Consider the following 20174-nt stretch of genomic DNA (forward strand, 5'->3'; position numbering starts at 1 on the left):
GCACAAAATTAAACTAATAAAAAACGCGTCAGTGTAGTGCTGACAAGGCTTAAAAGCAAGGAAAAGTTATCTTGAAAAAGTGCAACAATGTTGTTGTTCGGTGTAATTAATAGCCGCTTTAGTTGGGGGCCTAAAGCGCATTTTAATCGTTGTTTTTAGCGGTTGTAGTTTGTTTGTTTTGAATTGAAGATTGAACACCGAAGAATCGGTCTGGTTCATAATCGCTTTGAATATAGTCTATTTCGACCTTCACAACACTGTTTTTGGCGGTTTTGGGTTTTGTTAATTTACTGCGGCCAATGATTTTACCGAGTAGATCTAGGATTTTCAAACTTAAGCTCCCTTTAAGTTGGTTTGTATAAGTCATTTTATAATGAACTTAGTTATAGTTAGCGCAGACATTAAAATTTGTTTCGAAGTCTCAGCTTAGTCGCTATTTTCAATTATGCAAATTCAACTATGGCATTTTTAATTTTCTGCTTCAAAGTACTTTTGTTGGCGATTAATTAAGCGCTTGAACAAATTTATTAAAATTTCCCTTTACAGCCTGAAAAGCATAAGTATAATGCGAAGCCATTGCAGGGGTGTAGTTCCAATTGGTAGAACGGCGGTCTCCAAAACCGACGGTTGGGAGTTCGAGTCTCTCCACCCCTGCCATCTCTTCTTTTTAAATCAAATTAAACTCAACCAGTTAAAGTAAAATCAAATAAACTAATTATTTAAATTAGTGTTTAATAACAGCGTATTTAGCTATTCAAATATTACCGTTTTATTTCCTTTGACAATAACTCTATCTTCTAGATGATATCTGAGACCTCGAGCAAGCACCGCTTTTTCAACGTCACGACCTAAACGTTTCATATCTTCTAATGTACAACTGTGATTTACACGAATAACATCTTGCTCAATAATTGGCCCTTCATCTAAGTCTTCTGTCACATAATGACTGGTTGCACCAATAAGCTTAACTCCTCTCTCAAAGGCTTTCGCATAAGGGTCGGCGCCAATAAAAGAAGGTAAAAAGCTATGGTGAATATTAATTAACTTACCGCGATATTGCTCGCACATTTGAGCCGGTAGAATTTGCATATAACGTGCCAGTACAATGCTTTGTGCATTGTGCCTTTCAATAATCTCAGACGTTTTATCAAACCCTGCCTGTTTATTATTTTTGTCAATTGGTACGTAGTGAAATGGAATGCCATGCCATTCAACCATGCTGCGTAAATTTTCATGGTTTGAAATCACACACGAAATCTCGCATGGCAGTTCTTTGGTTTGCCAACGATATAGTAAATCCGCTAAACAATGGGACGCATGACTCGCCAAAATTACCATTTTCTGACGTGATTCAAAATCGCGAATATGCCATTTCATCGAAAATTTTTCTGCTAATGGCGAAAACGAGTTTCGAATACTTTGAAGATCATACTTGTCGGCATCAATAACAATGACATTACGCATATAAAACCATTTATTTTCAACATCGGTATGATGATTGGACTCAATAAGCGAACCACCCATATCGGCGTAATGCTGGGTCACCGCAGCGACGATACCGACGCCATCAGGACAAGATATTACTGAACAAATGGTAAGGAGATTTTTCGCGCTAGTCATACTCTACTCTAATTATATTTACTCATGCTTTCGCTACACGTTACTTGTCATTGCTGTAAATATCAACGCTAGCTTATGCTGTTGCTCAACTTTTTCTTTGTTCGGCAATAATTTAGCCACCGTTAACGGGTGATATTTCGCTGATGTCGTTGTATTGGCGCTTTCGATCTGTCATCATAATTGACCAACTATGAATACTTTTTTATAAAGCCATTTGTGCTTTAAAAGCTTATTTAAATATCGAGTCACAGTCGGATAAAATGAATATCAACGAGCGTCAATTTAAACAATTACAAACGATGGGAGTGAGCTTATGGCAATCTCGTAGCGGTGTTTTTGTTAATGTTGAAGACGAGAGTGTTAAGGCCGATAATAGTAAAACCAAAAGTACTCCGACCGACAGCAGTGATAATGCATGTAAAGACAATGCAACTGATGTACCGTTAACAGCTCAAACCTCCGCTGACCCAAATGACAAGCTAACGGAGAGGCTAACCGACACTGCTGCAGAAAAGGAAACGGAAACATTAGTAACTACCGAAGAAGTCAAAATTACCTTTAGTGATAATTTATTAAAGCAAAGTATTGTCAATGATGTTGCTATTGCCTTAAACGTAAATATTGCTCAAATCAGTTTAAATGCCTTTGGACTTGACCTTGATGGGCTAAGCTGGCAGATCGGCCAAAGTGAACATTGTGAACTTGAGCAAAACCTTTTAACAACGCCTGCTATTGAAGACTTTAGCAACAATGCTGAATTAAAACGTGCGCTTTGGTTATGCCTAAGCCAATACCTAAATAGCAAACCCGCAGAAACACAATAGCTGCAGTTTACTGATACTCTAAAAGATAAACGGTCCATAATGATTCACAAAATTAGTACTTTTGACAAGCAAGATGCTGAACAAATTTATGCCATCGAAACGGCAAGTAATCCATTCCCATGGACCAAGAAAACACTGCTTAGCTGTATTGGCGGCCGATACATCACTAAACAAGTCAGTGTCGATGGAAGCGTTGTTGGTTTTTATGTTGGCGACTTAGTCATTGATGAGTTCACCCTCATGGAGATATGTGTTCATCCGGACTTTCAAGGTAAAGGCTTAGGGCAAGTTTTAATGAATGATTTTATTGCAACTGCGCGAGCAAAAAATGTCGTTACCTGCCACTTAGAGGTTCGCGCAAAAAATATCGCAGCGCAAATGATGTATATGAAAAACGGCTTTATTCAAGTGCATCGTCGCACTGGCTACTACCCAGCTGCCATTGGCTATGAAGATGCGCTAGTAATGACTCTTAGTCTTTAAATATTCTAAATTTATGTGACTTAAATCACCTCAAAAACTAGCAATTGCTCAAATTCGCATTAATAAATACAAAAAAACAGCATTTTTGGCCATTCAACTACTGCTCTTCCCTCACCTTTTCGGTATAATGTTGCGCTTTTATGTCTGTATGATTTTTAATCATTAAACTTTCGATGTATTTAACTGCTTTTACTTTTTACTAAGCAGTTTGTTAATAAACGGTTTAATAACGTTTTTCTCATAAATACAGACTAACAATAAATTTTTAATATCAATTTTGGCCCGCTAAAATTGATATTTGTAAGCCAAACACAGCGAGTAATTGTAACCAATGTCAATTCAACAGCAAGAAGTAGACAAACGTAGAACGTTTGCCATTATTTCTCACCCGGATGCGGGTAAGACAACCATTACTGAAAAAGTACTATTGTTCGGTCAAGCGATCCAACAAGCAGGTACAGTAAAAGGTAAAAAGTCAGGTCAGCATGCAAAATCTGACTGGATGGAAATGGAAAAAGATCGTGGTATTTCAATTACAACCTCGGTAATGCAATTTCCCTATGCTGATTGTTTGGTAAATCTATTAGATACTCCAGGTCACGAAGATTTCTCAGAAGATACTTACCGTACTTTAACAGCGGTAGATTCCTGTTTGATGGTTATCGATACGGCAAAAGGTGTAGAGGATCGTACCATTAAATTAATGGAAGTTACTCGTTTACGTGATACGCCAATCATTACTTTTATGAACAAGATGGATCGTGATGTACGTGATCCGATTGAAGTGATGGACGAAGTCGAAGATATCTTGAAAATCAAGTGTGCCCCAATCACTTGGCCAATAGGTATGGGTAAAGAATTTAAAGGTGTATATAACCTGCTTGAAGACGAAGTTATCTTATATGCCACAGGTCAAGGCCATACCATTCAAGATAAAGTCGTTATCAAAGGTTTGCATAATCCTGAACTTGATGCCGCGATTGGTCATTTTGCCGAAGATTTCCGTGAAGAATTAGAGCTTGTACAAGGTGCTTGTCATGAGTTTAATTTGGAAGAATTTTTAGCTGGTGAATTAACGCCAGTATACTTTGGTACTGCACTTGGTAACTTTGGTGTTGACCATATGCTTGACGGTTTAACGAAGTGGGCACCGACGCCACAATCTCGTTTAACAGATACTCGTGAAGTACAGGCAAATGAAGAAAAATTCACTGGCTTTGTATTTAAAATCCAAGCAAACATGGACCCTAAACATCGTGACCGTATTGCCTTTATGCGTATCTGTTCGGGTAATTACAGCAAAGGCATGAAGATGCGCCAAGTGCGTATTGGCAAAGACGTCAAAATTGCTGACGCAGTTACCTTTATGGCAGGTGATCGCTCAAACGTAGAACAAGCATACGCGGGTGACATCATAGGTTTACATAACCATGGTTCGATTCAAATTGGTGATACTTTTACTTCAGGTGAAGAAATGAAATTTGCCGGTATTCCAAATTTCGCTCCTGAAATGTTCCGTCGCATTCGTCTTCGTGATCCACTAAAAGCTAAGCAGTTACAGAAGGGCTTAATTCAACTTTCAGAAGAAGGTGCGGTGCAAGTATTTAGACCGTTATCAAACAATGACATGATTGTAGGTGCCGTTGGTGTGCTTCAGTTTGAAGTTGTTGTTCATCGCTTGAAAACTGAATATAACGTCGATGCGTTATATGAACCAATTTCAGTAGCGACTGCTCGTTGGGTAAGTTGTGATGATGAAAAAATCATGGCGACATTCGAGAAGAAAGCCTACGACAACTTAGCCCTTGATGGTGGTGATAACTTAACTTATATCGCACCAACAATGGTAAACTTAAATTTAAATATGGAACGTTACCCAGAAGTAACATTCCATAAAACCCGTGAACACTAAATACCAATTGGTAATTGCAAACGCGAAACAGAGATTTTATAAAATATGAATATTCGTCAACTTTTAAATGAAAAAGTTAAAGCTGCAATGATTGCAGCAGGTCTTCCTGAAGATACTAATCCAGCGGTTAGCATTTCAAACCGACCGCAGTTTGGTGATTACCAAGCCAATGGTGTTATGGGTGCAGCGAAGAAACTTAAAACTAACCCACGTGAATTAGCGACCAAAGTTGTTGAGTGTCTTGAACTTGACGATATTGCTGACAATATTGAATTGGCGGGCCCTGGTTTCATCAACATCCACTTGAATAAAGTTTGGCTTGCAAACCAATTAGTTGCAGCAAGCAATGATGAACATTTAAATGTGAGTCAAAATGCTCAACCGCAAACCGTCGTTGTCGATTACTCAGCACCTAACCTTGCAAAAGAAATGCACGTTGGTCACTTACGCTCTACCATTATTGGTGACGCAGTAGTTCGTGCATTAGAGTTTCGCGGTGAAAAGGTTATCCGTCAAAACCATATGGGCGATTGGGGTACACAGTTTGGTATGTTGCTCGCTCATTTGAGTGATAAATTAGCCAGTAATGAAGTGGCTGAAACTGCCCTAGCTGATCTAGAAAACTTTTATCGTGAAGCAAAAATTCGTTTCGATGAAGAAGATGGTTTCGCTGATCGTGCCCGCGATTACGTTGTTCGTTTGCAAGGCGGCGACAGTGATTGTTTAGTGTTGTGGCAGCAATTCATCGATATCTCAATTCATCATTCTGAAGAAATTTACGATAAACTAAATGTTACCTTAACTCGTGATGACATCATGGGCGAAAGCGCATACAACCCTGACTTACCAGTAGTTATTGATGAGTTAATGGCAAAAAACATTGCCGTTGAAGACCAAGGCGCTAAAGTTGTATTTATTGAAGAAATGGCCAACAAAGATGGTGAGCCTTCAGTATTTATCGTACAAAAATCAGGTGGCGGTTTCTTATATGCAACAACGGATTTATCCGCATGTCGCTACCGTAGCGGTGAGTTAGGTGCCGATCGCATCATTATCTTCACAGATGCACGTCAAGCACTACATTTTAAACAAGTAGAAATTACTGCACGTAAAGCTGGCTTCTTACCAAGTACAACCGCTTATGATCATTGTCCATTTGGAATGATGATGGGTAATGACGGTAAGCCATTTAAAACTCGTACTGGTGGCACGGTAAAATTAGCTGAATTACTTGAAGAAGCAGTTAGTCGCGCAACGGATTTAATGGCAGATAAAATTGCTGATTTCTCTGAGCAAGAGCGCAGCGAAATCGCGCGCAAAGTTGGTATTGGTGCGGTTAAGTTTGCAGACTTATCTAAAAACAGAACTTCTGATTACATCTTTAATTGGGAAACAATGTTAAGTTTTGAAGGTGCAACGGCGCCGTACCTGCAATATGCCTATACGCGTGTACAAAGTATCTTCAAAAAAGCGGGTATTAATCAACAAACGCTAACTAATGATATCTTAGTTAACGAACCGCAAGAAAAAGCATTAGCAGTTAAGTTGCTACAATTTGAAGAAGTATTAGATGCTGTGATCAGTGAGTGTACACCAAACTTACTGTGTAATTACTTATATGAATTAGCGTCACTTTATATGAGTTTCTACGAAGCCTGTCCAATTCTGAAAGAAGGCATTGAAGAAGAAACTAAGCTGTCACGTCTACGTTTATGTAATGTTGTTGCTCGCACATTATATAGCGGTTTAGATGTTCTCGGTATTGAAGTAATGGATAGAATGTAATTCTAGCTTTAAAAATATGAAGCCAATAAAAGGTCTGCAATGCAGGCCTTTTTTGTTTATAAAATTAGCAATCTAAGATACAGTCAATAGATGTTTACTGATAGTCATTGCCATTTAGATTTTAAAGAGTTCGACGCACATCGTGACGAGCTCATCGAGCAATGTGCAAAAGCCGATATTCATCGTTTTATCGTGCCAGGTATAACGGCTAACACATGGCCGAGGGTATTGCAGTTATGCAGCACTTATAAAGCAGCGTTACCGAGCCTTGGTTTACACCCTTGGTGGATAGATAAAGCGACGCCTGAAGATTTGCTGCTGCTTGAGAAACTATTAGATAAACACAAAAACACCATTGTTGCCGTCGGTGAAATAGGTATTGATGGAGGTCTGAATAAAGGCGAACAAGACATAGCAAAACAAAGCCAATACTTTGTCCAACAACTCAATATTGCTAAACAGCATAATTTACCTGTTATTGTTCACCATCGCAAAAGCCATCATTTAATAATCCCGCACCTGCAAAAAACAGCACTTAAACAGGGCGGGGTCATCCACGCATTCTCTGGCAGTTATCACCAAGCAAAAAGTTATATCGATTTGGGCTTTAAGCTTGGCATCGGCGGTACCATTACTTATCCGCGAGCAATAAAAACACTGAAAGCGGTCAGTCGGATCCCTCTTGAACACATTGTCTTAGAAACCGATGCGCCAGCGATGCCACTTAATGGTTTTCAAGGCCAGCATAACTCGCCAATTAACATACCAATAATATTCGAGCAGCTTTGTAAAATTCGCCAAGAATCTGTGGCAGAAATAAAACAAAAAATAGAGCAAAATATCGAAAGCTTATTTAATAAAATTCAAATAAAGTGCGAATAAAACAAAAATAAATTTCCTATAACAGACAGCTAAATTTCTTACAAACAATACTAAAAATGCAATTTAAGAGCTTTTACCTATAAGAAATAACAAATTGCACTAAATCCACTTTCATACCAAGTAAAAACATCAATCCCTTGTTTTAAAAGGGGATTATCGATATTGAGTGAAAAAACAAGGTGTATATAACAAATTGGAATAAGTTTGTTTATAACAGTCCTTTTATTGCTTTATAAACACCACTAACATCCCGTTAACAATCACTCTACCGAAATAAAGATTATGACTTCAGCGCAACTAGTGCAACAAGCAATTCAGACGGCATCACCGTTATCAACTCAGCAAAATGCTGCGTTATCACAATTAGTCGATCAACTTACGCCAATTCAACAAGCTTGGGTTAGTGGATACTTGTCGGCTATATCGCAATCAAACACATTAAGCTTACCGACTGCAGCAGAGCCTACTGCGCAAGCGGAACTTACAATTTTAGTTGGTTCACAAACTGGTAATGCAAAATCTATCGCGACTAAATTACATGAACAAGCAAGCAGCCATGGGTTAGCGGTCAAATTAGTCAATATGTCTGACTACAAGCCAGCGAAACTTAAGAAAGAGCAGTTTGTTGCCATCGTAGTGAGTACCCATGGTGAAGGTGATGCACCAGACGATGCGATTACTTTGCATAAATTTTTATACGGTAAAAAGGCACCTAAGTTAGATGGCTTAAAATATTCGGTATTAGCACTTGGTGATTCAAGTTACGAGTTTTACTGTAAAACAGGTCACGATTTTGACCAACGACTAGCAGAGTTAGGCGCAAGTCGATTATCTGACATTGTTGAATGTGATGTTGATTTTGAAGAAAGTGCAGATGCATGGGTAGATGCATCTTTAGCGCTTTTTGATGAACAATTAAAACAAATTAATGGCGATGCCAATAACAGTCAGTCACCGGTTGTACCATTTACCGGTCTTGCGGCGAATGCTGCTGCATCAAGCTCAGCCTATTCTCGTAATACGCCTTTTAGTGCTGAGTTGTTAGCCAACCAAAAAATTACCTCTCGTAATTCATCAAAGGATGTTCGTCATATCGAACTATCTCTTGAAGATAGTGATATCAGCTACCAAGCCGGTGATGCTTTAGGTGTTTGGTTTGATAACGATCCACAATTGGTTGATAAATTATTGGCGCTGCTGTCAATTGAAGAAAGCCAAACGGTTGATTTTGAAGGCCAACAAATTTCAATTAAAACTGCATTGGTGAAGCACTTTGAACTCACCCAATTGCACCCTGGTTTTATTGAGAAGTACGCACAATTTAACGCCAACGACGAATTGGCAGCGTTATTAGCTGACAAAGCGGCGTTGCGCAGTTTTGTTACTGAGCGACAAGTTATTGACGTTGTTAGTCAATACCCAGTAGCTAAAGATTCGAGTATTACTGCCGAGCAATTGGTTGCATCACTGAGAAAAATTAGCCCACGTCTTTATTCAATTGCCAGTGCCCAAGCGGAAGTTGAAGAAGAAGTACATTTAACAGTAGCAGTAGTGGAATATGAAGCTTATGGCGAACGTCACTTAGGCGGCGCTTCAGGTTTCTTAGCACACCGAGCAGACGACGAGAGTATCACCGGCATTAATATTTATGTCGAAGAAAACTCAAACTTTAGATTACCTCAAGATAACGACACTAACGTTATCATGATTGGCCCTGGTACTGGTATCGCGCCATTTAGAGCATTTTTACAACAACGAGAAGCAAACGAAGCTGAAGGTAAAAATTGGTTATTCTTTGGTAACCAACACTTTATTGATGATTTCTTATATCAATCAGAGCTTATTAGCTATCGTGATTCCGGTTTATTAACACGTCTTGATGTTGCATTTTCAAGAGATCAAGAACAAAAAGTTTATGTTCAAGATCGTATTAAAGAGCAAGGTGAAGAGCTATTTCAATGGTTATCTTCGGGCGCTCATCTTTATATCTGTGGCGATGGCAATCGTATGGCAAAGGATGTTCATCAAGCACTAATTAGTGTGGTTTGCGAACACGGTAAACAGTCAATTGAACAAGCAGAAGAATTTTTAGATAACCTACGCGAACAACGCAAATACCAAAAGGACGTGTACTAATGAGCAGTACTGACACGAAAACACAAAAACTTGCCGTTAATGAAGGCATTAAAACCAAAAGTAATTTTTTGCGCGGTACTATTAGCGAAGGTTTACAAGATGCAGTTACCGGTAGTTTAGCGGAAGATGACACCCAATTAACTAAATTTCACGGTTTTTATCAACAAGACGATCGTGATCTTCGTCAAGAACGCAGCGAACAAAAACTAGAACCACTATTTAGTTTTATGTTGCGTGCGCGTGTACCAGGTGGTGTTGCTACGCCAGAGCAATGGCTAGCAATTGATAGCATGGCTGATAATTACACCATTTATGGTTCATTGCGCTTAACAACTCGTAATACTTTCCAGTATCACGGCATGTTAAAACCAAACATTAAAAATGTGATCCAAGGTTTGGATGATATTGGCTTAGATTCTTTAGCCGCATGTGGTGATGTAAACCGTAACGTTACCTGTAACACTAACCCAGTTCAATCGCATCTGCACCAAGAAGCGTTTGAGATGGCTCGAGGTATTTCAGAGCACTTACTACCGCAAACCAAAGCCTATAGTGAGATTTGGTTAGACGGTAAGAAACAAGATCTGAACGACGTGCCAGCTGAAGAAGTAGAGCCTATTTATGGTGAAACTTATTTACCGCGTAAATTCAAAATTGCAGTCGCAGTGCCTCCGCACAACGATGTTGATGTATATACCAACGATCTTGGATTAGTAGCTATTACTGAAGGTGAAGGCGAAACAGCCAAAATCATCGGTTACAACATCACTGTTGGTGGCGGTATGGGTTCAACTCATGGCGATGTAGAAACATATCCTCGTTTGGCGTCAGAGCTAGGTTTTGTTGAAGTTAAAGATGCAATCAAAGTATCGGAAGCGGTGTTAAAATCTCAGCGTGATCTAGGTAACCGAGTGGTTCGAAAAAATGCTCGCTTAAAGTATACCGTTGATCGCATTGGTCTTGATGCATTTCGTGACGCTGTTGAAGCGCACGCGGGCTTTAAGATGCAACCTTCAAAACCGGTTAAGTTCACCTTACAAGGTGATCGCTTAGGCTGGGTTAAGGGTGTTGATAATAACTGGCACTTAACTCTGTTTGTCGAAAACGGTCGTATTATTGATACCGATACTCGTCAATTAAAAACTGGCATGAAAGAAATCGCAAAAGTTCATAAAGGCGATTTCCGTATGACGGCAAATCAAAACGTTATCATCGCTAATGTTCCTGAAGATGAAAAAGTAATGATTGAAGGCATGGCCAAACAATACGGCTTATACCGCACATTTAACGAAGGTGGCGTTAGTCCTATCCGTGGCAACTCAATGGCTTGTGTCGCGTTGCCAACTTGTGCTTTAGCAATGGCCGAAGCAGAGCGTTACCTGCCAACTTTAATCGATAAGGTTGATGGTTTAGCCGCTAAACACAATATTAGCGAACAAGATATCGTGTTAAGAATGACAGGTTGTCCAAACGGCTGTGCTCGTCCATTTGCCGCAGAAATCGCCTTTGTTGGTAAAGGGCCTGGTAAATACAACATGTACCTAGGAGCCGATGGCTTAGGTACTCGCTTAAACAAATTACATTTAGAAAATATTGGTGAAGACGATATTTTAGCTGAATTAGATCGCTTATTTTCATTGTTTGCAGAGCATAGATTGGAAGCAGAACGATTTGGTGATTTTGTTGTTCGTTATGGCGTTATCAAAGCAACGATTGAAGGAAAAGACTTTCACCAATAATGGTGAAAATCTTTAGATGAATGACATTATGAGCGCGAACGGTACTAACACCCTAGTAGTTAACAAAGAGCTGGTTAACGAAGAGCTGGTTAACAAAGAGCTGGTTAACGATGAACGAATTGACGATAAAGTACTCAAAAGTGCGTCATCGTTAACAGCAAATTTCGATTTAGAAAAAGTAAATTCAGAACTTGTTAATCTAACTGCTGAACAACGTGTCGCCTGGGCCTTAGAAAATTTACCTGGTCAAGCGGTATTGTCGTCTAGCTTTGGTATTCAATCTGCGGTAATGTTACATCTAGTGACTCAGCAACAGCCTGATTTACCTATTATTTTAATTGATAGTGGCTATTTATTTGACGAAACATACCAATTTATAGACCAACTAACCGAACGATTAAAACTGAACTTGAAGATTTACCAAGCCAATATTTCACCGGCATGGCAGGAAGCACGTTTTGGTAAGTTATGGGAAAATGGCTTAGATGGTATTAAGCAATACAATCAAATAAACAAAGTAGAACCGATGCGTCGTGCGTTAAACGACTTGCAAGTTAATACTTGGTTTAGTGGCATACGCCAAGGCCAGTCACAATCACGAGCAAATAAATCAATTGCAGAATACAGTTTCATCAAGGGTGAGCAACAAGCCGCAATCAAGTTGCACCCAATCCTTGAATGGACTAACCGTGATATATACCAGTACTTACAAAAGCATAATTTACCTTATCACCCATTATGGGAAGAAGGTTATGTTTCTGTTGGTGATAAGCAGACAACGAAAAAATTAGAAGCAGGCATGAGTGAAGAAGAAACTCGATTCTTTGGTTTAGCTCGTGAATGTGGATTACATGAATACAATGACGGAGGTGGTATTTAATGGAAACGTTACCATTATTTCTTAAACTAACTAACAAGCCAGTATTGGTTGTTGGTGGTGGCGATGTTGCGTTAAGAAAAGTGCAAAGCTTAGTAAACGCAAATGCAATGGTAACCGTAGTTGCAACCAAAGTATGTGAGCAGTTACTTTCGATTAAAGAGCCTAATTTAAAGATTGTTATTAGCGAATATCAACAATCATTTTTACAAAACCAGCGATTAGTTATTGCCGCGACGAATGATTTAGCAGTAAACACTTTGATCCACGACCAAGCCGAAGCTGCCGACATATGGGTAAATGTTGTCGATCAAAGCGATTTATGCGAATTCACTTTTGGCGCGGTCATTGATCGTAGCCCATTAATGATTGCTATTGGTAGTAATGGTAAAGCACCAGTATTAGCGCGTTTGTGGAAAGAACAACTAGAAAAGTCTATTCCTCGTTGGACTGGGAAGTTGGCCACTGTCGCAGCGCAATATAGAGCTGAAGTGAAAGAAAAAATTACCAGCTTCCAATCACGTAGACATTTTTGGGAATCAGTTTTTAGAGGTAAAGCAAGTCAAGCAGCGGCGATGGGGAATTGGAAAAAAGTCGACGCTTACTGCAAAGCAGAATTAAAAAATTCGGTGAAACAACAGCGCACTGAAGATAAACAAAAACGTCCTAATATGGGACAAGTTTTCCTTACTGGTGGTGGTCCAGGAAATCCGGATTTATTAACCATAAAAGCATTACAAAGCATGCAAATTGCCGACGTGATTGTCTACGATTCGTTGATTTCGCCAGAAGTATTGGCGCTTTGTCGCAAAGATGCGGAAATGATTTTAGTTGGCAAACAAGCTGGTAATCATATTATGGTTCAGGAAAACATTAATCAGCTTTTAGTCGATTTAGCAAAACAAGGTAAAATCGTTTGTCGTCTTAAAGGCGGCGACCCTTACATTTTTGGTCGTGGTGGTGAAGAAGCACAACTATTAGCAGATAATCGCGTACCGTTTGAAGTTATTCCAGGAATTACGGCAGCAGCAGCATGTTCAGCCTCAACCGGTATCCCTTTAACTCATAGAGATTATTCGCAATCGGTTCAGTTTGTTACTGGTCATGCAAAACAAATTAGTAATTCCGCTAATCAAGGGAATGACAATCAAGAAGTGAATTGGAAGTCGTTAGCGCTAAGTAATAATACCCTGGTCATCTATATGGGGGTAATGCGCAGTACCAATATTAAAACGCAACTGATTAAATATGGCCGTGATCCACACACCCCTGTTGCCATCATTGAAAAAGGTACTCGCGCCGATCAGCGTGTTATAACAGGAACATTGGATATGTTGGATATTCTTGTTGAAGAGCACAATATAGGCTCTCCTGCCCTAACCATTATCGGTGAAGTAGTATCCCTGCATAGAGAGTTATACAAAGGAAGTTTAGATGCAGACTTTGACATCAATGGTATTGTGGGCGCTGAAAATACAATTTCATTAGTTAATCCAGCTGCATAAAATTCGCTTAAAAAAGCTTGCAATATTAGGTGCATGTTTTATTTTACCAACATGCACTTAAAATCATTTACAGCTAATTTTTACCAAACTGCGCAAACCCTATGTAGAATAGGTGTCTATAGTTTAGCGTTATTTACAGTATTTAGTTGTTCAAACTTAAATTCACGTTCCGCTGAATACTGCGAAAATAATTGGAAGATCACTGGTTATTACACGCCGATAGAGCTCGACTTCAAATCAAAGCAAACACGTCTTATTCGTATTTCATCAACGCAAAGTTATATGCTGAATGAAGACTTTGTCAACGCGGTAAAAATTGAAGGTTGGGGGAAAACCAAATTTGGTTGGTATCTCGGATATTACGGCAAAACTTGGCACAAACAATCAAAACCTTTAAATGCTTATGGTCGCGCGTTAACGAAAGGTGCAATTGCCGTAGATAAAAACTTAATTGCTAAAGATAGCGTGGTCAAAATCCAAGGATTAGAATCGATACTTAATATCGACCAATTTGTTGCTGTTGATGTAGGCAGTGCGATTAAACAAAAGCGAATTGATGTTTATACCGGCGAAGGTTTAAGCGCGAAACAAAAAACTTATGCGGTAACAGGTAACCACCAAGTCTGTTTCAATAGTTTAAGTCCTGCACCAGTGATTTCGTTATAGACAGCGCAAGTGTTTATCATTGCCGTTTAATGTAAAGTTTTACATAAAAAACTAACTTGCGACCTTTTTACCTAACCTCAATCCTTGACGAGAAAAACGACTGAAGCCTCGGGTGAATAAGAACCCCGCAAGCACCGCCACTAACAACATAATTCTAAATAATTCAAATTGACCGCGTATTTGTTTTTCCATGGTATTGGTTAAAGTATCTTCCACCAAAGTTAAACGTAAATAGCCGACTAAGTTATCGTTACGTATTTCGGCGATAAAAGGTGAGTATTGATCACTCTCATCAGTACTGCCGCCTTCAATGCCGTATAACTCTTTTACCGGTGTTGCCAGTTCTGATTCAGCAATGACTTGCCCATTTTTATCATACAATCTTGCCGATAAGACCAAATCACTATTGGCCAATGATTCTACAAATTGACGGATTTGCTTTTTATTTCCAGTATTTAATATCACAGCCGCGCTATTGACTGCTTGCTGTAAAAATTGGGTCGACACCTCACTTACGTGTTTATCTAGCCCGTCTTCACTGTCACTGACACCCGTTACTGATAAATGTAAAATCATGAGCAATAAAATAATTGCGACACCAATTTGCATCAACTTGTTATAGATTGACGTTACTTGTGGGTAAATTATTTCATTTGTATCTGTCATCAGCAATACAACTTAATAAGTAATAAAAAAGTTAAAAAAGATATATACACTATAGAGGGATTTTTGCGATTATAGAATCACTTTTTAGTGGTATAACCAAAGTTTAATTAAATTATGACGTCGCCAACATTTTCAAGCTCTTATTCGATCACCAACAATGAACTTCAACTTGCTTCCATGTTTAATGAGCAAGCAGAAAACTTACCTGTATCGCTAACACTATCAGCAAATAGTTTTAACCTTGTAGCTAACGCACAACTATCAGCTATGGAGAACAGTACGACCGGCGCTAACGAATGCTACGAACTGGTTTTGTTTGGCGATACCAACATAGCCCACTTAAAATCAATAATGTCGCTGCTAAACATTGATTCGATGATACTTAATGCAATCAATTCTCGCGCTGACAAAGTAAGTTATCGCTTTGATACCGGGTTAAATAATGTTGAACAGATAAAGTCGGCACTCGATGAATATGCACTCAAAAATAACTTTGAATTAGCGTTAGTAAAAAACGCGCCATCGTTAAACGAACCTGGTCTATTAGTCATGGACATGGACTCAACGACGATTCGAATAGAATGTATCGATGAAATTGCAAAACTTGCAGGTGTCGGCGAAGAAGTCAGTAAAGTGACCGAATTAGCAATGCAAGGAGAGCTTGATTTTGCCGAAAGTCTTCGTGCTCGTGTAGCAACTTTAAAAGATGCGCCGGAATCTATTTTACAACAGGTTGCAGATAATTTGCCGCTTATGCACGGTTTAGAAGTGTTATTAAAAATCCTTAAACAACACAATTGGAAAGTTGCCGTTGCTTCCGGAGGGTTTACTTATTACACCGAAATTCTTAGAGCGCAGTTAGGCTTAGACGCAACGCAAGCAAACGATTTAGAAATTGTCGATGGTAAACTAACCGGCAAAGTTTTGGGCAGTATTACCGATGCACAAGTAAAGGCAGATACCTTGACCAAATTGTCGTCTGAATATGGCATCAGCAATCAACAAACTGTGGCGATGGGCGATGGCGCTAATGATTTAACTATGATGCAAGCGGCAAACTTAGGCATCGCATTTGAAGCCAAGCCTGTGGTATTAAAACAAGCGAGCTGTGCGATAAACTTCTCAGGTCTTGATTGCATGTTGCACTGGCTAAAGTAACACTGTATATTTATACACTAAAAATATTTATCAATCTAATTGCTAGTGGCTAGAACATAAATGGCTAAACCAAAAATCACTTTTGTTTGTAATGACTGTGGCTCGGACTTTCCGCGCTGGATGGGACAATGTACCGATTGTAAAGCATGGAATACCTTAGTTGAAATGAAAATTTCGCCAAGCAAGGCGAAAGCAGCCAATAACAAAAGCTTATCTGGTTATGCTGGTGGCATTGGTGGCGGCTCGAAAAAGATTAACGAAATTGAGTCGTTAGATGCTGAAAAAAGAGCAAGTGGTATTGGTGAGCTTGATCGCGTCCTTTGTGGCGGTGTCACTAAAGGTTCAGTAAATATTATCTCTGGCGACCCTGGCGCTGGTAAAACCACATTATTATCCGATCTTGTCGCTCGCATGTCTGCAGATACTGCGTCATTATATTGTACTGCCGAAGAATCATTATCTCAGTTTAAAAATCGAGTTGACCGTTTAAAGCTAGATTACAATCAAGATAACTTATTTTTATTATCTGAAACTAGTGTCGAAGCGATTATCGAAGAACTTGAATCTAATCAGATTAAATTTGCCGTTATCGATTCAATTCAAGCGGTTGTTACTGATAACGCCAATGGAAGTCCTGGCTCGCCTTCGCAAGTAAAAAGCGCTGCTCAAGCATTAACTCAATACTGTAAGCAAAATGATGTCACCATGTTTCTTATTGCCCACGTCAATAAGAACAATGAAATAGCTGGCCCTCAAACCCTTGTTCATATCGTCGATGCGTTATTGCATATTGACACCAACGACGGTCAGGTACGGACCTTACGCGCTAATAAAAACCGTTTTGGCGATATTGATACGGTTGGTATCTTCAAAATGACTGAACGCGGTATGACTAGCGTCGACAATCCAAGTGAAATATTTTTATCCGGTTCATCGACTGAATCTCCAGGTTCCACAATCACCTGTATTCGTAAAGGAAATCGCAATCTGTTACTTGAAATTCAGTGTTTAACCACAGAAACAGAAGCAGAATTTCCACAACGTGTTTGTGTTGGTCTTAATATGAACCGTATCAAAATGCTTACCGGCATATTGCGTAAACATACTAAGACGAAAATTTACCATGACACGTTTTTTAATATTGTAGGTGGTTTAAAAATTGACGAGTCTGAAACTTGTATCGACTTGGCATTAGTCACTGCTCTATTGAGTAGCTTAAATGAATTTATCATGCCGCGTAGCACCTGCATTATGGGCGAGTTAAGTTTAAACGGCGATGTCAGACCAATTGATAGCGGTGTTCCAAGAGTCAAAGAAGCCGCACAGCATGGTTTCACTGAAATATATATTCCTCATCGAAATTATCATAAATCTATGGAAGGATTGGGGGCACGAATTGTTCCGGTCAAAACTATCCATGAATTAATGACCCTGATCAGTTAAAGAACAGAGCAATCTTTATCATTACCGCGAATAATTTGGCTTGAAATATGCTGATATGCAATCTAATTTGTTATTTCCTTCGACAGGTCGAGCAGTCAAAGGTAGAATAGCCGCTTTTTTGCACATGTTTAAATTACTCAGATAAGATCATTACTAACCATGCCGTACTCGTTTTTTAAGATATTTACATTTATATCTAGTCTTACTTTTGCAATCACTTTCTCTTCGCTTGTAAATGCTCAATCTTCCTTAGCGGATGCCACTTCAAGCAACGAAGTTAATGAGCCGTTAACACTTGAACGTATGTATTCTTCACCGGCATTAGCTGGTGAAAAGGTTATTAAATTAAAGTACACCGCAGACAGCAAAAAAATTACTTATTTAAAAACCAAGCAAGAAAATCGAAGTCGTTATGACTTGTGGCAGTACGATATTGCAACAGCTCAACATAGTTTAATTGTTGATGCTGACTCGATTTTTTCAGGTATTGAGGTGTTAAGCGAGGAAGAAAAATATCGCCGCGAACGTTTACGTCTGCGTGGAAGCGGAATTATCGAATACTTCTTATCAGCAGACAGCAATAAAGTTGTTTTCCCAATCAATGGTGATTTATATCTTTATACTTTTGATACAAAGAAAACTTCTCGCCTTACCGACGACGATGATTTTGAGACCGATATTAAATTTTCGCCAAAAGGTAATTTTGTTTCATTTATTAAGCAACAAAATATCTACATTATTGATTTAGATGAAAAGACAGTACAAGCACTGACCACAGACGGCAGTGGTACCATCAAAAATGGTATGGCGGAGTTTGTCGCGCAAGAAGAGATGGACCGAATGAGCGGCTATTGGTGGTCGCCGAATGAAAAATACATAGCATTTTTACGAGTAGACGAATCGCCCGTACCTACGGTGATTCGTAATGAAATTTATGCGGACAGCATTAAACTGATAGAGCAACGATATCCTAGTGCCGGCAGCAACAATGTCGACATATCTTTGCGCACTGTCCGAGTAAGCGATGGCAGTATTAAAAAACTCAACTTAGGTACTGAGAAGGATATATATATTGCCCGGGTAAAATGGCTGCCCGATTCGAAAACGGTTAGTTATCAGTGGCAAGATCGCAGTCAGAAAAAGTTAGAATTAAGGTTTCATAACCTCAATTCTAAAAAAACAAAAACGATCTTAACCGAGAGTTCTGATTACTGGATTAATATAAACGATGATTTAAAATTTTTATCCAACGGCGAGCAATTTATATGGGCTTCAGAGCGAGACGGTTTTAAGCATTTATACCTTTATAAAAACAATGGTGAAATGATCACTCAATTGACCAAAGGTGAATGGGTGGTAGACAAATTAGTCGCTGTAGATGAGAGTAAAGGTTTAGTATATTTTACCGGCCGCGCTGATACGCCGATGGAAAAGCACCTTTATAAAACAACGCTTGACGGTAAAGCGCCAGAGCATGTGATCCCTTTGACAAAACGAGGCGGTTTTCATCAGATAACGTTCGCTGCGGATAAGCAAACATATATTGATAATTACTCAAACATCAATACGCCGTGGCAATTAAGTTTACATAATGTCAGCGGTGCCCATCTTGACTATTTATTAGAAAACAAAGTTGACGAAGAACATCCTTTGTTTACATATAAAGATAACTTAGTGACGCCTGAATTCGGCTCTTTAATAGCAGATGATGGCAAAACAAAACTGTTTTACCGTCTCTACAAACCAACGAATAAGCAACCAGGAAAGCGCTACCCTGTAATTGTAAGTGTTTATGGCGGACCGCACGCTCAACGAGTGAATAACAAATGGGTAGACATTGGCTTTAACCAGTATATGGCCAATAGAGGCTATGTGATTTTTCAATTGGATAATCGCGGTTCGAACTATCGAGGTACCGAGTTCGAGTTTATTATTAAAGATAAACTTGGTGCTGTTGAGTTACGCGATCAAATCAGCGGCGTAAAATATCTTCGCACTTTACCTTTTGTCGATAAGAACAATATTGGTGTTTATGGCCACAGTTATGGTGGCTATATGGCGTTAATGGCAATGTTTAATGGTAGTGAGTATTTTAAAGCAGGGGTAAGTGGCGCACCCGTAACAGATTGGTTGTTGTATGATACACATTACACCGAGCGATACTTAAGCCATCCACAAAACAACGCTGACGGCTACACAAACAGCTCGGTATTTCCTTATGTGGCAAACTTTAATGACGATAGAGGGTTACTCATTTATCACGGTATGGCCGATGATAATGTATTGTTTACTAACACCACCAAACTTATTAAAGCTTTGCAAAACAATAACAAACAATTTGAATTGATGACCTACCCTGGTAGTAAACATTCGATGCGTGGTAAAAAGGTGAAAATGCACCTTTATAGTACTATTGAAAAGTTTTTCGACAACCAGCTAAAGAAATAATAGTGGATAGCTCAATTCATTGAAAAATGA

General features: G+C 39.1%; 16 protein-coding genes and 1 tRNA gene. 14 read left to right on the forward strand and 3 right to left on the reverse strand.

Annotated elements, in window-relative coordinates; all coding sequences use genetic code 11:
- Positions 1-142: 142 nt before the first annotated feature.
- A complete protein-coding gene (locus LT090_RS12840; protein ID WP_157726646.1) occupies positions 143-331 on the reverse strand; it encodes a hypothetical protein in 189 nt (62 codons plus the stop codon).
- Between the two features lie 249 nt (positions 332-580).
- On the opposite strand from LT090_RS12840, the gene LT090_RS12845 reads away from it, so the two are divergent.
- Positions 581-657: transfer RNA gene (locus LT090_RS12845), tRNA-Trp, on the forward strand.
- A 93-nt stretch (positions 658-750) separates the two neighbouring features.
- Here the strand turns inward: LT090_RS12845 and purU are convergent.
- Complete coding sequence (gene purU / locus LT090_RS12850; RefSeq protein ID WP_068547163.1) at positions 751-1620, reverse strand: formyltetrahydrofolate deformylase; 870 nt, start codon at positions 1618-1620, stop codon at positions 751-753.
- 260 nt (positions 1621-1880) lie between these two features.
- Here purU and LT090_RS12855 point away from each other — a divergent pair, with 260 nt between their 5' ends.
- The 10 genes from LT090_RS12855 (at position 1881) to LT090_RS12900 (ending at position 14429) form a co-directional block, all read left to right on the forward strand.
- Positions 1881-2444: a DNA polymerase III subunit psi gene (locus tag LT090_RS12855; RefSeq protein WP_068547164.1), complete on the forward strand. Its 564-nt coding sequence runs from the start codon at positions 1881-1883 to the stop codon at positions 2442-2444.
- A 39-nt stretch (positions 2445-2483) separates the two neighbouring features.
- On the forward strand, positions 2484-2927 hold the full coding sequence (gene rimI / locus LT090_RS12860) for a ribosomal protein S18-alanine N-acetyltransferase (RefSeq protein ID WP_068547165.1): 444 nt from the start codon (positions 2484-2486) through the stop codon (positions 2925-2927).
- Positions 2928-3258: 331 nt separating this feature from the next.
- Complete coding sequence (gene prfC / locus LT090_RS12865) at positions 3259-4839, forward strand: peptide chain release factor 3 (protein ID WP_068547166.1); 1581 nt, start codon at positions 3259-3261, stop codon at positions 4837-4839.
- Positions 4840-4884: 45 nt separating this feature from the next.
- Positions 4885-6624, forward strand: a complete 1740-nt coding sequence (argS, locus tag LT090_RS12870) for an arginine--tRNA ligase (RefSeq protein ID WP_068547167.1) — start codon at positions 4885-4887, stop codon at positions 6622-6624.
- 90 nt (positions 6625-6714) lie between these two features.
- Complete coding sequence (locus LT090_RS12875) at positions 6715-7506, forward strand: TatD family hydrolase (RefSeq protein ID WP_068547168.1); 792 nt, start codon at positions 6715-6717, stop codon at positions 7504-7506.
- Positions 7507-7788: 282 nt separating this feature from the next.
- Positions 7789-9642, forward strand: coding sequence for an assimilatory sulfite reductase (NADPH) flavoprotein subunit (locus LT090_RS12880; RefSeq protein ID WP_068547169.1), 1854 nt, complete (start codon positions 7789-7791; stop codon positions 9640-9642).
- Complete coding sequence (gene cysI / locus LT090_RS12885; protein WP_068547170.1) at positions 9642-11381, forward strand: assimilatory sulfite reductase (NADPH) hemoprotein subunit; 1740 nt, start codon at positions 9642-9644, stop codon at positions 11379-11381. The genes LT090_RS12880 and cysI overlap by 1 nt, the downstream gene beginning before the upstream one ends.
- Positions 11382-11397: 16 nt before the next feature.
- Positions 11398-12261: a phosphoadenylyl-sulfate reductase gene (locus tag LT090_RS12890; RefSeq protein WP_226996482.1), complete on the forward strand. Its 864-nt coding sequence runs from the start codon at positions 11398-11400 to the stop codon at positions 12259-12261.
- Complete coding sequence (gene cysG / locus LT090_RS12895) at positions 12261-13763, forward strand: siroheme synthase CysG (RefSeq protein WP_068547171.1); 1503 nt, start codon at positions 12261-12263, stop codon at positions 13761-13763. The genes LT090_RS12890 and cysG overlap by 1 nt, the downstream gene beginning before the upstream one ends.
- Before the next feature lie 33 nt (positions 13764-13796).
- Complete coding sequence (locus tag LT090_RS12900; RefSeq protein WP_068547172.1) at positions 13797-14429, forward strand: 3D domain-containing protein; 633 nt, start codon at positions 13797-13799, stop codon at positions 14427-14429.
- A 51-nt stretch (positions 14430-14480) separates the two neighbouring features.
- Here the strand turns inward: LT090_RS12900 and LT090_RS12905 are convergent, their stop codons facing one another.
- The gene (locus tag LT090_RS12905; protein ID WP_068547173.1) at positions 14481-15095 is read right to left on the reverse strand and encodes an AhpA/YtjB family protein; all 615 of its coding nucleotides are present in this window, start codon (positions 15093-15095) and stop codon (positions 14481-14483) included.
- 114 nt (positions 15096-15209) lie between these two features.
- Between LT090_RS12905 and serB the strand changes: the two genes are divergently transcribed.
- The 3 genes from serB to LT090_RS12920 all read left to right on the forward strand — a co-directional run bounded on the left by serB (position 15210) and on the right by LT090_RS12920 (position 20144).
- Positions 15210-16253 carry a phosphoserine phosphatase SerB gene (gene serB / locus LT090_RS12910; protein ID WP_226996483.1) on the forward strand — a complete coding sequence of 348 codons (1044 nt, stop codon included), beginning with the start codon at positions 15210-15212 and terminating at the stop codon, positions 16251-16253.
- A gap of 60 nt (positions 16254-16313) precedes the next feature.
- Positions 16314-17696 (forward strand): DNA repair protein RadA, encoded by a 1383-nt coding sequence (radA, locus tag LT090_RS12915; protein WP_068547174.1) that lies wholly within the window; start codon positions 16314-16316, stop codon positions 17694-17696.
- A gap of 159 nt (positions 17697-17855) precedes the next feature.
- A complete protein-coding gene (locus LT090_RS12920) occupies positions 17856-20144 on the forward strand; it encodes a S9 family peptidase (RefSeq protein WP_082897223.1) in 2289 nt (762 codons plus the stop codon).
- Positions 20145-20174: the final 30 nt, after the last annotated feature.

It is taken from the genome of Thalassotalea crassostreae (genome assembly GCF_001831495.1).
Taxonomy (GTDB): domain Bacteria; phylum Pseudomonadota; class Gammaproteobacteria; order Enterobacterales; family Alteromonadaceae; genus Thalassotalea_A; species Thalassotalea_A crassostreae.

Coding starts and splice junctions, on each gene's coding strand:
- purU (WP_068547163.1), bottom strand. CDS start 1,620: ATGACTAGCGCGAAAAATCTCCTTACCATTTGTTCAGTAATATCTTGT.
- LT090_RS12855 (WP_068547164.1), top strand. CDS start 1,881: ATGAATATCAACGAGCGTCAATTTAAACAATTACAAACGATGGGAGTG.
- rimI (WP_068547165.1), top strand. CDS start 2,484: ATGATTCACAAAATTAGTACTTTTGACAAGCAAGATGCTGAACAAATT.
- prfC (WP_068547166.1), top strand. CDS start 3,259: ATGTCAATTCAACAGCAAGAAGTAGACAAACGTAGAACGTTTGCCATT.
- argS (WP_068547167.1), top strand. CDS start 4,885: ATGAATATTCGTCAACTTTTAAATGAAAAAGTTAAAGCTGCAATGATT.
- LT090_RS12875 (WP_068547168.1), top strand. CDS start 6,715: ATGTTTACTGATAGTCATTGCCATTTAGATTTTAAAGAGTTCGACGCA.
- LT090_RS12880 (WP_068547169.1), top strand. CDS start 7,789: ATGACTTCAGCGCAACTAGTGCAACAAGCAATTCAGACGGCATCACCG.
- cysI (WP_068547170.1), top strand. CDS start 9,642: ATGAGCAGTACTGACACGAAAACACAAAAACTTGCCGTTAATGAAGGC.
- LT090_RS12890 (WP_226996482.1), top strand. CDS start 11,398: ATGAATGACATTATGAGCGCGAACGGTACTAACACCCTAGTAGTTAAC.
- cysG (WP_068547171.1), top strand. CDS start 12,261: ATGGAAACGTTACCATTATTTCTTAAACTAACTAACAAGCCAGTATTG.
- LT090_RS12900 (WP_068547172.1), top strand. CDS start 13,797: ATGTTTTATTTTACCAACATGCACTTAAAATCATTTACAGCTAATTTT.
- LT090_RS12905 (WP_068547173.1), bottom strand. CDS start 15,095: ATGACAGATACAAATGAAATAATTTACCCACAAGTAACGTCAATCTAT.
- serB (WP_226996483.1), top strand. CDS start 15,210: ATGACGTCGCCAACATTTTCAAGCTCTTATTCGATCACCAACAATGAA.
- radA (WP_068547174.1), top strand. CDS start 16,314: ATGGCTAAACCAAAAATCACTTTTGTTTGTAATGACTGTGGCTCGGAC.
- LT090_RS12920 (WP_082897223.1), top strand. CDS start 17,856: ATGCCGTACTCGTTTTTTAAGATATTTACATTTATATCTAGTCTTACT.